Here is a 13,208-nt window from a genome sequence, read left to right as displayed (position 1 = left end):
AACGGAAGCGGCGTTAATTTTGAAAGATTAATGGAAGGTTAAGGTTCCGCGGTGTATTTTGGCTTTTTTCACGAAAACAGACGCTGTATGAATAAGATTGTATATGTTGAAGACGAACCCGAAGTCGGGCAATTGATCGCCGCCTATCTGGGTAAACATGATATGGACGTCATTGTTGAGCCTCGCGGCGATCGTGCCGAAGAGGTGGTCGTCCGTGAAAACCCGGATTTAGTGCTGCTGGACATCATGCTGCCAGGCAAAGACGGCATGACGCTCTGCCGGGACCTGCGCGCCCGCTGGGACGGTCCTATCGTTCTGCTGACCTCACTGGACAGCGATATGAACCATATTCTGTCGCTGGAGATGGGCGCCAATGATTACATTCTGAAAACCACACCGCCTGCCGTCCTGCTGGCCCGCCTGCGCCTGCATTTGCGCCAGCACGCCAGCATCGAACGCGAAGCGCCCGCGCCGTCCCTGACGCCGCACAAAGCGTTGCGCTTCGGTACGCTGTCTATTGACCCGGTTAACCGCCAGGTCCTGCTTTCCGGCGAGCTTATCGCCCTTTCTACCGCAGACTTTGACCTGCTGTGGGAGCTGGCCACGCATGCCGGGCAAATCATGGACCGCGACGCGCTGCTGAAAAACCTCCGTGGCGTGAGCTATGACGGTATGGATCGCAGCGTTGACGTGGCGATTTCGCGATTACGCAAAAAACTGCAGGATAACGCCACCGAGCCCTACCGCATTAAAACCGTGCGTAACAAGGGTTATCTGTTCGCCCCACACGCCTGGGAAACCTGATCGTCGGATAGGATAATCTGCGCGAATTGAAGGCATTGCGCGAAAACGCCCTCCTTTCGCGCATTTATTTTTACGTTTGCGCAACATTTAACTTGCTAAGCACGCAAACTATTCCATAATTAGCTTCTCGACTCTCCTTTCTTCAGCTCATCCTGCTCTTACGATCGTTTTACTCATTTTCGCCGTGAAGCTTTCACGACATCGCTCCCAGAAATCTTGAAATGAGGATTTAAGCTCATGAATTATGTATAGCTACGGTCAGGTAGAAGCGATAAAAATCAATCTTGAGTGGATTGTTAATCAGGCAACCCTTAACCACACCTCACCCTCACGCACCGATCAAAAAGCGCTCTTTGACCTGCTGGAACTCATCCAGTCTTATGAAATACTGCTGGATCTCATCAGCGAATACGGGCCGGATGTGATTGATACGCACATTGCGGAAGGCCTGGCCGTGACCGAAAAATTCATCGCCAAGGTAAAAAACAGCGCGAAAGCCATATAACACGCTTGACAGACGTGAAAAACCCGAAGGGTTTTTATGTATATTCTGCACATAGCGTTTTTTCGGTGAGATCCAATGACAAAGCTGTTTGTGCAGTTTAGTGTGCAGAAAACCTGCAATTTACTGGAAAGGCTATAGCTTCTCTCCCGTTCGCAAAGCTATTAACGGCTCGTTACAACGCATCTGCCTCTACGATTATTTGGGGATGCCTGGCGGAAAGGGTTTCCGCACATGCCCAATGCGTGGTCACTCTTTTTCCATTTAGCTTTCCGGTGAGCGCCAGGAGTAATGCCCCCGTACAAACTGAACCAAACCGCTTGCTGCATAAGTTTGTAAAAAATTCAACACCTTCAGAAACAAACGCTCGCATCAGATTGATCATTTCAAAATTACCAGCAGTTAAATCGATTCCCTTACAGGTTTAATGCATCTGTCGATGTAAGTCATGAACGTCTATTTATCCACTCAAGGGAATAGCAGATGATTTTTCCGCTGTAGGGATATCCCTTTTAAATCCACTTACAAATGCGCTCGTGTTGGAAGAATTTCATGTATGGTATTCTTTAGTTGTTTATATTTAGTACATTGCCCACAGTAGTTACATCCTATGCTCAATTAAATTGTCATTAATTAGTTAGCGAGATAAGAATGAAATCAAATGTAAAGTATACCTTTCATCACTTCGGCATCCCGTTACAGGATGGCGTTTTTGAAGGTGCATACAGCGAAAAAGCCGGGATGTATACAGTTGATAACCCAGGCCAGTTTCGTGTGCAGTGGCATAGATTTAAAGATAGTTCTCCACTCCACAATCTGATAAAAACTGTGCCTCACGTCGCCTTCAAAGTGGACAACCTGCTAAGAGCTATCGAAGATGAAGAAGTAATTCTTGGTCCCTATGAGCCCATTGACGGTTTCTTTGTTGCCATGATTAATGACAATGGCGCACCGATTGAACTGATAGAAACTTCACTCTCTGATGATGAAATCTGGGGAAGAGCAAGGTCCGGTCAAGGCGACCTTTACAGGAAGTAATTTTATCTGTAAGCCGTTGTGAAAATGGCTCTCTGTGAATACTTATTTGAAGCCTGGCAAATAAATCTGAACTTCGCTCATCATCCACTCACGAGCCATATGAAGAAATTGTTTCCTACCACCAGCTTCCCACCGGCCCATTTTGCTGGCGCAATGACTAACCTCTTTCGTTTCGGTATTAATAATATGATCAAGCTTGTTCAGCCGAGAAATTGCTTCAAAACTGAACGAGAAGACAGGCCTACCGAACGATAAAACGATCGGGCATTCATGTATACTCTGCGAGGATAAATGTTCTCGATAGCGATCAGGTACCATTTTTGAATCAGCGCTTTGGCGGATATGCAAATGTCCCTATAGTGCCCCTGAAGGTCAAAACAAAGTAGTTAATTACTTGATGTCCCGGTGATATTTAATGAAAAAGCTGTTTGTGCAGTTTTATCTTTTACTGTTTGTCTGCTTCCTGGTGATGACCATGCTGGTCGGCCTGGTTTATAAATTCACCGCCGAACGTGCGGGCCGGCAGTCGCTGGACGATCTGATGAAAAGCTCGCTCTATTTGATGCGCAGCGAGCTGAGAGAGATCCCGCCACACGACTGGGCGAAAACCCTGAAAGAGCTGGATCTTAATCTGTCATTCGATTTACGCATTGAGCCGTTGAAAGATTTTGAGCTGGATCCGCCCGCCATGCAGCGTCTGCGCGACGGGGACATCGTCGCGCTGGATGAGAAATACACGTTTATTCAGCGTATTCCGCGCAGCCATTACGTGCTGGCCGTCGGGCCGGTGCCCTATCTCTATTATCTGCACCAGATGCGCCTGCTGGACATGGCGCTGATGGCCTTTATCGCCATTTCGCTCGCATTTCCGGTCTTTATCTGGATGCGGCCCCACTGGCAGGACATGCTGAAGCTGGAATCCGCCGCGCAGCGTTTTGGTGAGGGGCATTTTACCGAACGCATTCATTTCGACAGCGGTTCCAGCTTTGAGCGTCTGGGCGTGGCCTTTAACCAGATGGCCGATAACATCAACGCCCTGATCGCCAGCAAGAAGCAGCTGATCGACGGAATTGCGCACGAGCTGCGCACGCCGCTGGTTCGCCTGCGCTACCGTCTGGAGATGAGCGAGAATCTGACCGAGGCAGAGAATCAGGCGCTTAACCGCGACATTGGCCAGCTTGAAGCGCTGATTGAGGAGCTGCTGACCTACGCGCGTCTCGACCGCCCGCAAAACGAGCTGAACCTCACCACGCCGGATCTGCCCGCCTGGCTGCAAACCCACATTGATGACGTTCAGAGCGTAAACCCGCAGCGCACGCTGTTGACGCGCGTCACGCCGGGTGACTACGGCGCGCTCGATATGCGCCTGATGGAGCGCGTGCTGGACAACCTGATGAACAACGCCATGCGCTACAGCGAAAGTACGCTCCAGATTGGCCTGGATTTGCAGGGCAACCGGGCCAGCCTGACGGTGGAGGACGACGGACCGGGAATTGCCCCGGAAGCGCGAGAAACCGTGTTTGAACCGTTTGTCCGCCTCGATCCCAGCCGCGATCGCGCCACCGGCGGATGCGGCCTGGGGTTGGCGATTGTCTACTCTATCGCGCAGGCGATGGGCGGCACGGTGCATTGCGAGGAGAGCGAGCTCGGCGGCGCGCGCTTCTGCTTTAGCTGGCCGGTGTACCATAACATCGCCCTTCCCGTCCCTGCCTGACCTCAAACGCACGCTGGCCTGACCCGGCGTGCTGTGCTATATGATAAGTATGTTGTAACTAATGAGAGTGTTTATGGCGAACTACGATCTCATCGAACGGCTTAACGGCACGTTTCGGGAAATAGAACACGAACTCCTGACCCTGACCGAGCGTTTGCAGGCCTGCCGCCTGCTGGCCGCGAGCGTCTTTACCCTGCCCGATGTGGCTAAGGGAGCCGAGCACGATCCGGTGGACACCATCGAGGTCGAACAGCACATCGGCAGCGCGGCCCTTGAGCTGGCGCTAAAACACTATCGTCGCCTGTTTATCCAGCAGCAGTCAGAAAACCGCAGCAGCAAGGCCGCCGTGCGCCTGCCGGGGGTCATCTGCCTGCAAACCGATGCGACATCGCGCGAAGCGCTGGAAAGCCAGATTGCGCATATCAACACCCTGAAAGCGGCCTTTGAAAAGATCATCACCGAAGAGTCCGGCCTCGCGCCTGCCGCGCGGTTCGAGTGGGTGCACCGCCAGCTTCCGGGGCTGATTACCCTGAACGCCTATCGGACGCTGACGGTACTGCGTCACCCCGCTACGCTGCGCTTCGGCTGGGCGAATAAGCACATCATTAAAAACTTCACCCGGGATGAGATTCTGGCCCAGCTGGAAAAAAGCCTGAAATCGCCGCGCACGGTCGCCCCGTGGTCGCGGGAGCAGTGGATTGAGCGCCTGGAGCAGGAGTACCACAGCATCGCCTCGCTGCCAGCGGATGCGCGCCTGAAGATAAAGCGCCCGGTGAAGGTGCAGCCTATCGCTCGCGTCTGGTATTCCGGTCAGCAAAAGCAGGTGCAATATGCCTGCCCGACGCCGCTGATTGCGCTTTACGATGCCGCTCAGGGCGCGGTGGTACCCGATATCGGGGAACTGCTGAATTACGATGCTGACAATGTTCAGCACCGTTACAGACCTCAGGCGCAGCCGCTACAGCTGATTATTCCTCGGCTGCACCTGTACGTGGCGGGATGATTATTTCAGGCTACCGACCATCGCTTCCGGGCGAACCCAGGCGTCAAACTCCGCCTCCGTGAGATAGCCCAGCGCCAGGGCGGAGGCTTTCAGCGTCAGCCCCTCTTTATGCGCTTTTTTGGCGATCTCGGCGGCCTTGTCGTAGCCAATATGGATATTGAGCGCGGTGACCAGCATCAGAGATTCATTGAGCAGCTGGCTGATGCGTTCGCGATTGGGCTCAATCCCTACCGCGCAATGCTCGTTAAAGCTTTCCATCCCGTCCGCCAGCAGACGAACAGATTGCAGCACGTTGTGGATCACCATTGGGCGATAGACGTTCAGCTCGAAGTTGCCGGACGCACCGCCCATGTTGACGGCCACGTCGTTGCCCATAACCTGGCAGCAGAGCATGGTCATGGCTTCGCACTGGGTCGGGTTCACTTTACCCGGCATGATGGAGCTGCCCGGCTCGTTTTCCGGGATGCTGATTTCACCGATGCCGCAGCGCGGGCCCGAGGCCAGCCAGCGCACGTCGTTAGCAATTTTCATCAGCGAGGCCGCCAGCCCCTTCAGCGCGCCGTGGGTGTGGACCAGCGCATCGCAGGTCGCCAGCGCTTCGAACTTATTGGGCGCCGTGACGAAAGGCTGTCCGGTGATGGCAGCAAGCTCCTCCGCCACGCGCACCGCGTATTCTGGATGGGTGTTTAACCCGGTACCGACCGCCGTCCCACCGAGCGCCAGCTCCGCCAGGTGCGGCAGGCTGTTCTCGATATGCTTCAGGTTGTGTTCCAGCATCGCCACCCAGCCGGAAATCTCCTGGCCGAGCGTCAAAGGCGTGGCGTCCTGCAGGTGCGTACGGCCAATCTTGACGATGTCGCGGAAGGCCTGCGCTTTCTCGTTAAGCGTGGATTTGAGCACGTTGAGCTGCGGGATAAGCTGCTCGCGAATGGCGATTACCGCCGCCACGTGCATCGCCGTCGGGAAGACGTCGTTAGAGCTCTGGCTTTTGTTGACGTCATCGTTCGGGTGGACCTTACGTTCCATGCCGCGCACGCCGCCCAGCAGCTCGCTCGCCCGGTTCGCCAGCACTTCGTTCATGTTCATGTTGCTCTGGGTACCGGAACCGGTCTGCCAGATAGCAAGGGGAAATTCGTCAGGATGCTTTCCCGCCAGCACTTCGTCTGCGGCGTTGATAATGGCGGTGGCTTTATCGTTGTCCAACAGGCCCAAATCCTGGTTCACTTTCGCGGCGGCGCGTTTGGTCAGCGCCAGCGCCTGAATCAGCGAGACGGGCATTTTTTCGGTCGAAATACGGAAGTGCTCCAGCGAACGCTGGGTTTGCGCGCCCCATAGCTTGTCGGCCGGGACGTCGATGGCGCCCATCGAGTCTTTCTCATGGCGTACCGTGGTCATTACTTTCTCCTTGATAACAAAAGAGGGATTGCTCACATGCTTAAGGGATAAGTATTGATGACTTCTGAGAAACGGTATGGCGCTTTGTGCGCTCTTTTTGATGTCGGGTGGCGGCGGCGCCACCCGTTTTTTTCAATTTACTTCACGCACGCCGAACACTGGGACGACTGGATCTGCTTGAAGAAGTCGTTGCCTTTGTCATCCACCAGGATAAACGCCGGGAAGTCTTCCACTTCGATTTTCCAGATCGCTTCCATACCCAGCTCCGGGTATTCCACGCACTCCAGGCTCTTGATGCTGCCCTGCGCCAGAACCGCCGCCGGGCCGCCGATGCTGCCGAGGTAGAAGCCGCCGTGCTTGTGGCACGCGTCCGTCACCTGCTGGCTGCGGTTGCCTTTCGCCAGCATGATCATGCTGCCGCCGTTGGCCTGCAGCTGATCAACGTACGAGTCCATACGCCCTGCCGTGGTTGGGCCTAACGAGCCGGAGGCATAGCCTTCAGGCGTTTTCGCCGGCCCCGCGTAGTAGATCGGGTGATCTTTAATGTACTGCGGCAGCCCTTCGCCGTTGTCCAGACGCTCTTTCAGCTTCGCGTGCGCAATGTCGCGGCCCACGATGATCGTGCCGTTCAGGGAGAGACGGGTCGAGACCGGATACTGAGAAAGCTGCGCCAGAATCTCTTTCATCGGACGGTTCAGGTCAACGCGAACCGCTTCCCCCTCACCCGCTTTACGCAGCGCTTCCGGGATGTATTTGCCCGGGTTATTTTCCAGCTTTTCGATCCACACGCCTTCGCGGTTGATCTTGGCCTTGATGTTGCGATCCGCAGAGCAGGAGACGCCCATCCCGACCGGACAGGAGGCACCGTGGCGCGGAAGACGGATCACGCGCACGTCGTGGGCGAAGTACTTACCGCCAAACTGCGCCCCGAGTCCCAGATTACGCGCCTCTTCCAGCAGCTCCTGCTCAAGCTGCACGTCGCGGAACGCCTGACCGTGCTCGTTACCTTCAGTAGGCAGTCCGTCGTAGTATTTGGTTGAGGCCAGCTTGACGGTTTTCAGCGTGCTTTCAGCCGAGGTTCCGCCAATCACGAAGGCGATATGGTACGGCGGGCACGCCGCGGTGCCGAGGGTACGCATCTTCTCAACCAGGTAATTTTTCAGCTTGCCCGGAGTGAGCAGCGCTTTGGTTTCCTGGTAGAGATAGGTTTTGTTGGCTGAACCGCCGCCTTTGGCGATGCAGAGGAATTTGTACTCGTCACCGTCGACGCTGTAGAGGTCAATCTGTGCAGGCAGGTTAGTGCCGGTGTTGACCTCTTTGTACATGTCCAGCGCCGCGTTTTGCGAGTAGCGCAGGTTGTCTTCGGTGTAGGTGTTGTAGACGCCGTGAGCCAGCGCCGCTTCGTCACCGCCGCCGGTCCAGACGCGCTGGCCTTTTTTACCGACGATGATCGCCGTGCCGGTGTCCTGGCAGGTGGGCAGAATGCCTTTCGCCGCGATATCGGAGTTACGCAGGAACTGCAGGGCAACGTACTTGTCGTTTTCGCTGGCTTCCGGGTCGCTCAGAATATCGGCAACCTGCTGCTGATGCGCGGGGCGGAGCATAAAGGAGGCATCGTGGAAAGCGTGCTGCGCCAGCAGCGTCAGCGCCTGCGGATCCACCTTGAGGATCTCTTGTCCTTCAAACTCAGAGACGGAGACGTGATCGCGGGTTAACAGGTAATACTCGGTCTGATCCTTACTGAGGGGGAAAGGATCCTGATAATGGAAGGGTTTATTCGACATTGTTCTCTCACTTACTGCTTCGGTCTGTTTATTCAGGGCAGATGTTCCGCTGCCCGGCTTAAAAGCGAGTCAGCTTATCCTACACAATTTTTTAACAAAAACTGAGACTAGTACGACTTTTTACATCCACAGGTTACTTCCACGTAGTTTATTGCTTTAATACCCGGAGTTAATTCCACATTTGAATCAGGGCTTGATAATGCAAAAACTCATTAACTCAGTGCAAAACTACGCCTGGGGAAGTAAAACTGCGTTAACGGATCTCTACGGTATCGCGAACCCGAACAACCTGCCGATGGCGGAACTGTGGATGGGGGCGCACCCGAAGAGCAGCTCAAAAATTGAAGACGCCAGCGGCCAGGTACGCAGCCTGCGTGACGTGATTGATGCCGATAAAGCCGCACTGCTGGGCGACAAGGTGGCTCAGCGCTTTGGCGAACTGCCGTTCCTGTTTAAGGTGCTGTGCGCCGACCAGCCGCTCTCCATCCAGGTTCACCCGAACAAGAAAGCGTCTGAAATCGGCTTTGCCAAAGAGAACGCGGCGGGCATCCCGCTGGATGCCGCCGAGCGTAACTACAAAGATCCTAACCACAAGCCGGAGCTGGTGTTCGCGCTGACCCCGTTCCTGGCGATGAACGCGTTCCGCGAGTTTTCAGAGATTATCTCCCTGCTGCAGCCGGTCGCGGGTGCCAACAAGGCTATTGCCCACTTCCTCGAAAACCCAAACGCGGACGCGCTCAGCCAGCTGTTTGCCAGCCTGCTGAATATGCAGGGTGAAGAGAAATCTCACGCGCTGGCGGTGCTGAAAGCGGCCCTGAACAGCCAGCAAGGGGAACCGTGGGAGACCATCCGCCTGATTTCCGAGTTTTACCCTGACGACAGCGGCCTGTTCTCCCCTCTGCTGCTGAACGTGGTGAAGCTGAACCCGGGCGAAGCGATGTTCCTGTTCGCGGAAACCCCGCACGCCTACCTGCAGGGCGTAGCGCTGGAGGTGATGGCCAACTCTGACAACGTGTTGCGCGCGGGCCTGACGCCGAAATATATCGACATCCCTGAGCTGGTTGCCAACGTGAAGTTTGTGGCGAAGCCTGCCGCGGAGCTGCTGACTCAGCCGGTGAAAAACGGTGCAGAGCTGGACTTCCCGATTCCGGTTGAGGATTTTGCGTTCTCCCTGCATGACCTCAATCAGACGGAAACGACAATCGCACAGGAGAGCGCGGCGATCCTGTTCTGCGTCGAGGGCGAAGCAACGCTGCGCAAAGGCGAGCAGCGTCTGGTTCTCCAGCCTGGCGAGTCAGCATTCGTTGCAGCCAATGAGTCCCCGGTCAGCGTGAGCGGCACCGGTCGCCTGGCACGCGTTTTTAATAAGCTTTAAGCACTTACTGAATTTTTTAACAACTCTTGCTAAGCTAGTTGAAGGCTTAATATCTCCGGGCGGTTTTTACCGCCTGGTTTCATTTTAGGGATAGTCGCAATGAAAAAATCGGTCGTAGCGGTTGGAGTGATTGTAGCGTTAGGCGTGGTCTGGACGGGTGCCTCCTGGTTTACCGGGAAACAGCTGGAAGGCCGTCTGGCTGAGATAGTGGCGCAGGCTAACGGAGAAATTAAGCGCAGCGCGCCGGAGGCGGGTCTGGAACTGAGCTACCAGAACTATCAGCGCGGCGTGTTCACCAGCCGCATGCAGCTGGTGGTGAAGCCGGTGGCCGGTGCGGCAAACGGCTGGCTGAAGCCGGGACAGAGCGTGGTGCTGGATGAAGTGGTAAGCCACGGTCCGCTGCCGCTGGCGCAGTTAAAGTCGTTTAACCTTATCCCGTCCATGGCGTCCGTTCATACCGTACTGGTGAATAACGACGTCACCAAACCGCTGTTTGACCTGGCGAAGAATGAATCACCTTTCGACATTAACACCCGTATTAGCTACTCCGGTGATACCAGTTCTGATATCGCGCTGAAACCGCTAAACTACGAGAAAGAGAACGAAAAAGTCGCCTTCAGCGGCGGCCATTTCAAACTTGATGCGGATCGGGACGGCAACGTCTTCTCCATGACGGGTGAAGCGGAAAGCGGCCTGGTCAACGCCGTGAACGAATATAATCAAAAAGTTCAGCTCTCCTTCAACAACCTGAAAGCCGACGGCAACAGCCGTATGACCGACTTTAAAGAGCGTATCGGCGATCAGAAGCTCTCCGTGGATAAGATTGCTATCGCAATTGAAGGAAAAGAGATGGCCGTGCTGGAAGGCATGGACGTTAACGGTCAATCCGACGTATCCAAAGACGGTAAGAGCATCAATACCCAGCTGGATTACACGCTGAAGAGCCTGAAAGTGCAGAATCAGGATCTGGGCACCGGCAAGCTGTCGCTGAAGATCGGCAATATCGACGGCCAGGCATGGCACGAATTTAGCCAGAAATACAGCAAAGAGAGCCAGGCGCTGCTGACCGATGCCGCGCTGCAGCAGAACCCGGAAGTGTACCAGCAGCAGGCGATGGCGGTGCTGTTCAATAACCTGCCAATCCTGCTGAAAGGCCAGCCGGTAGTCACCGTTGCGCCGCTGAGCTGGAAAAACAGCAAAGGCGAAACCAGCTTTAACCTGTCGCTGTTCCTGAAAGATCCTGCAGCCGCCACGGGTGAACCGCAGACGCTGGCGCAGGAAGTGGATCGCAGCGTGAAGTCGCTCGACAGCAAGCTGACCATCCCGATGGATATGGCGACCGAGTTTATGACCCAGATTGCGAAGCTGGAAGGCTACGGCGATGAAGATGCCGGCAAGCTGGCGAACCAGCAGGTGAAAGGTCTGGCGGCGATGGGTCAGATGTTCCGCATCACCAAAGTGGAAGACAATACCATTTCCACCAGCCTGCAATATGCCAACGGCCAGGTAACGCTGAACGGCGACAAAATGCCGCTGGAAGAGTTTGTTGGCATGTTTGGTATGCCGACGCTGGGAATGCCGGAACCGGCTGAACCCGCAGCGCCAGCCGTACCGGCGGCACCGCAGCAGTAAACGTCAAAACCCCTCGCAAGAGGGGTTTTTTATTGCCCTTATCCTTTCCATCCTTCCAGGAAATCCAGCAGCAAGGCGTTAACTTTCTCAGGCTGTTCCTCCTGAGGAAGATGGCCGCACTCGTCGATACCCTGCGCCCGCAGGTTATCCGCCATTTCAGCCCAGACGCTTTGCATATCGAAGAGCTTTCCGACCGCGTGAAAATCATTGCCCCACAGCGACATTACCGGACAGGCGATTTTTACGTCAGCGTCGGCAAGATCCTGCGCCACGTCTTCCGCGTTGGCGCGATAGTCAGCCATCGCGCCTCGCACGGCTCCGGGCGCCTGATACGCGCGAACATAGGTGTCAAACGCCTCGCCGCTGATGGTTGACGGATCGTAGGTCCAGTCCGAGAAAAAGTGGCGCAGCCAGATATTTTCACGTCCTGCAATCAACGCTTCCGGCAGATCGGGCACAAGATGGAACAGGAAGAACCAGTATGCGCGGGCGATGGACGCATTCAAATCGCGCGCCACGATACGCGTTGGCACGTTATCCATGACCACCAGACGATCCACCAGCTCAGGGTAATCTTTTGCGAACCGCGTCGCGACGCGCGCCCCGCGATCGTGCCCCACCAGCACCACCTTCTGTAACCCCAGCGCACGCATCAGCTCCCGGATGTCCCGGGCCATGTTCCGTTTATCATAGCCAGAAGCCGGTTTATCCGTTTCGCCATATCCTCGCAAATCCGGCGCGATGACGCGGTAGTGCCGGGACAATACAGGTATCTGGTAGCGCCAGGCATAGTTTGTTTCAGGAAAACCGTGCAGAAGAATAACCGGCGCGCCTTCACCCTCTTCAACCACAAACTGGCGAATGCCGTTTGCCGTTACGGTGTAACTTTTCATATTCATAACCTCACTTTATTTCAGCAGAGGCACGTTGGCCGCACGTTGATAAGGACCGTAATTTACAGGGTTCCAGCTATAGCCCTGCTGCCAGGCAGTGATATGCCCAATACCGGGGAAAGGCAGATGCGCAGCGGCCATCCACTCGCCGTCTTTCGCCAGGGCGTTAAATTCCTGCGCCCGGGACGAGATGGCTTTTTTCGAATCGACATCAAAGCGAATAGACACTTCAGGATGCGGGAACTGGACGGCTGGCGCATGAATCAGATCCCCAATGAAGTTAATAGCCGTCCCCTGCGACGCAAAGCGATAAACGGTACTGCCGGGCGTATGGCCAACGGCATAGGCCGTCTGGACTTCCGGGATCGGCGAAGCTGGCGGAACGAAGGTTTTAAGATGTCCGGAGGCTTTATAATCAGACAATGCTTTTCGGGCGATAGCAAAATACTCTTTCGCATTAGCCGGCGCGCTCGCTTCTTTTGCAGGATCAAGCCAGTAGTCGGCCTCCCCCTGCGGTACGTAGACGGTGGCATTGGGGAACAACGCTTTACCGTTCGCATCGCTCAGGCCACAAACATGATCAAGATGAAGATGCGTCAGGAAAATGGTATCAACCTGCCCGGGACGATAGCCTGATGCTTTCATATTGTTAACCAATTGGCCGGCCGTTTCCGGCACGCAGTGCCCCGCTCCGCTGTCAATCATGACCAGATGTTTACCGGTATTAACCAGGAAAGCGTTAAAGGCGGTAGGCATGCGGTCGGCATCGATTTTATGCTGAGCCAGCAGTTTACGAACCTTGTCGTCTGAAAGACCGTGGAGTAATGACGGCGAAAGGTCGTTATAGCCGTCGTACAGCGCCGTGACCTCATATTCCCCTACCGCCAGACGATAATAGCCTGGGACCTGCTGCTTCACCTGCGCAGGTGCGTCAGCCCAGGCGGCACTTACCAGCAACAGGCTGCTGAATGCCAGAACCGTTTTCAACTTTTTCATCTTCACTCCAGATTGGTATTTTTCAGGTTGTGAAGAGACTATGGCAGCGTAACGATAAATACTGTAGATATG

11 protein-coding genes and 2 pseudogenes are annotated in these 13,208 nt (G+C 55.1%); 7 read left to right on the top strand and 6 right to left on the bottom strand.

The window, feature by feature from the left end:
* Positions 1 to 87: 87 nt before the first annotated feature.
* Together rstA and IM313_RS01150 are read left to right on the top strand one after the other, a co-directional pair.
* The gene (rstA, locus tag IM313_RS01155) at positions 88 to 804 is read left to right on the top strand and encodes a two-component system response regulator RstA (RefSeq protein ID WP_028012938.1); all 717 of its coding nucleotides are present in this window, start codon (positions 88 to 90) and stop codon (positions 802 to 804) included.
* Positions 805 to 1,048: 244 nt separating this feature from the next.
* The gene (locus tag IM313_RS01150; RefSeq protein ID WP_192970983.1) at positions 1,049 to 1,309 is read left to right on the top strand and encodes a hypothetical protein; all 261 of its coding nucleotides are present in this window, start codon (positions 1,049 to 1,051) and stop codon (positions 1,307 to 1,309) included.
* A 175-nt stretch (positions 1,310 to 1,484) separates the two neighbouring features.
* Here the strand turns inward: IM313_RS01150 and IM313_RS01145 are convergent.
* Positions 1,485 to 1,631 (bottom strand): annotated as a pseudogene (locus IM313_RS01145) (DJ-1/PfpI family protein); the annotation flags it as partial.
* 326 nt (positions 1,632 to 1,957) lie between these two features.
* On the opposite strand from IM313_RS01145, the gene IM313_RS01140 reads away from it, so the two are divergent.
* Entirely contained in the window at positions 1,958 to 2,344 is a 387-nt protein-coding gene (locus IM313_RS01140) for a hypothetical protein (RefSeq protein WP_063942569.1), read from the top strand.
* 42 nt (positions 2,345 to 2,386) lie between these two features.
* Here the strand turns inward: IM313_RS01140 and IM313_RS22485 are convergent.
* Positions 2,387 to 2,560 (bottom strand): annotated as a pseudogene (locus tag IM313_RS22485) (KilA-N domain-containing protein); the annotation flags it as partial.
* A gap of 199 nt (positions 2,561 to 2,759) precedes the next feature.
* Between IM313_RS22485 and rstB the strand changes: the two are divergent.
* On the top strand, positions 2,760 to 4,058 hold the full coding sequence (gene rstB / locus IM313_RS01135; RefSeq protein ID WP_048999470.1) for a two-component system sensor histidine kinase RstB: 1,299 nt from the start codon (positions 2,760 to 2,762) through the stop codon (positions 4,056 to 4,058).
* Positions 4,059 to 4,131: 73 nt separating this feature from the next.
* Positions 4,132 to 5,061: a DNA replication terminus site-binding protein gene (gene tus, locus IM313_RS01130; RefSeq protein ID WP_192970982.1), complete on the top strand. Its 930-nt coding sequence runs from the start codon at positions 4,132 to 4,134 to the stop codon at positions 5,059 to 5,061.
* Here tus and fumC read toward each other — a convergent pair whose 3' ends face one another.
* Positions 5,062 to 6,456 carry a class II fumarate hydratase gene (fumC, locus tag IM313_RS01125; RefSeq protein ID WP_192970981.1) on the bottom strand — a complete coding sequence of 465 codons (1,395 nt, stop codon included), beginning with the start codon at positions 6,454 to 6,456 and terminating at the stop codon, positions 5,062 to 5,064.
* A gap of 137 nt (positions 6,457 to 6,593) precedes the next feature.
* Positions 6,594 to 8,240: a class I fumarate hydratase FumA gene (fumA, locus tag IM313_RS01120; RefSeq protein ID WP_028012930.1), complete on the bottom strand. Its 1,647-nt coding sequence runs from the start codon at positions 8,238 to 8,240 to the stop codon at positions 6,594 to 6,596.
* Between the two features lie 199 nt (positions 8,241 to 8,439).
* Here fumA and manA point away from each other — a divergent pair, with 199 nt between their 5' ends.
* Positions 8,440 to 9,615, top strand: a complete 1,176-nt coding sequence (manA, locus tag IM313_RS01115; RefSeq protein ID WP_028012929.1) for a mannose-6-phosphate isomerase — start codon at positions 8,440 to 8,442, stop codon at positions 9,613 to 9,615.
* Between the two features lie 99 nt (positions 9,616 to 9,714).
* Positions 9,715 to 11,247 carry a YdgA family protein gene (locus tag IM313_RS01110; protein WP_192970980.1) on the top strand — a complete coding sequence of 511 codons (1,533 nt, stop codon included), beginning with the start codon at positions 9,715 to 9,717 and terminating at the stop codon, positions 11,245 to 11,247.
* A gap of 38 nt (positions 11,248 to 11,285) precedes the next feature.
* On the opposite strand, the gene IM313_RS01105 is transcribed toward IM313_RS01110, so the two are convergent.
* Positions 11,286 to 12,140 (bottom strand): alpha/beta fold hydrolase, encoded by an 855-nt coding sequence (locus IM313_RS01105; RefSeq protein ID WP_049000884.1) that lies wholly within the window; start codon positions 12,138 to 12,140, stop codon positions 11,286 to 11,288.
* Positions 12,141 to 12,155: 15 nt separating this feature from the next.
* Complete coding sequence (locus IM313_RS01100; protein WP_192970979.1) at positions 12,156 to 13,136, bottom strand: MBL fold metallo-hydrolase; 981 nt, start codon at positions 13,134 to 13,136, stop codon at positions 12,156 to 12,158.
* Positions 13,137 to 13,208 lie beyond the last annotated feature (72 nt).

Origin of the sequence: Enterobacter cloacae complex sp. P2B, from assembly GCF_014895985.1 — a bacterium.
In the GTDB taxonomy this organism is placed as follows: domain Bacteria; phylum Pseudomonadota; class Gammaproteobacteria; order Enterobacterales; family Enterobacteriaceae; genus Enterobacter; species Enterobacter bugandensis.
This window is presented reverse-complemented; position numbering and strand designations above follow the sequence as displayed.

Bases quoted from the DNA above. Each gene is read 5' to 3' on its own strand.
- rstA (WP_028012938.1), top strand. From the start codon at position 88: ATGAATAAGATTGTATATGTTGAAGACGAACCCGAAGTCGGGCAATTG.
- IM313_RS01150 (WP_192970983.1), top strand. From the start codon at position 1,049: ATGTATAGCTACGGTCAGGTAGAAGCGATAAAAATCAATCTTGAGTGG.
- IM313_RS01140 (WP_063942569.1), top strand. From the start codon at position 1,958: ATGAAATCAAATGTAAAGTATACCTTTCATCACTTCGGCATCCCGTTA.
- rstB (WP_048999470.1), top strand. From the start codon at position 2,760: ATGAAAAAGCTGTTTGTGCAGTTTTATCTTTTACTGTTTGTCTGCTTC.
- tus (WP_192970982.1), top strand. From the start codon at position 4,132: ATGGCGAACTACGATCTCATCGAACGGCTTAACGGCACGTTTCGGGAA.
- fumC (WP_192970981.1), bottom strand. From the start codon at position 6,456: ATGACCACGGTACGCCATGAGAAAGACTCGATGGGCGCCATCGACGTC.
- fumA (WP_028012930.1), bottom strand. From the start codon at position 8,240: ATGTCGAATAAACCCTTCCATTATCAGGATCCTTTCCCCCTCAGTAAG.
- manA (WP_028012929.1), top strand. From the start codon at position 8,440: ATGCAAAAACTCATTAACTCAGTGCAAAACTACGCCTGGGGAAGTAAA.
- IM313_RS01110 (WP_192970980.1), top strand. From the start codon at position 9,715: ATGAAAAAATCGGTCGTAGCGGTTGGAGTGATTGTAGCGTTAGGCGTG.
- IM313_RS01105 (WP_049000884.1), bottom strand. From the start codon at position 12,140: ATGAAAAGTTACACCGTAACGGCAAACGGCATTCGCCAGTTTGTGGTT.
- IM313_RS01100 (WP_192970979.1), bottom strand. From the start codon at position 13,136: ATGAAAAAGTTGAAAACGGTTCTGGCATTCAGCAGCCTGTTGCTGGTA.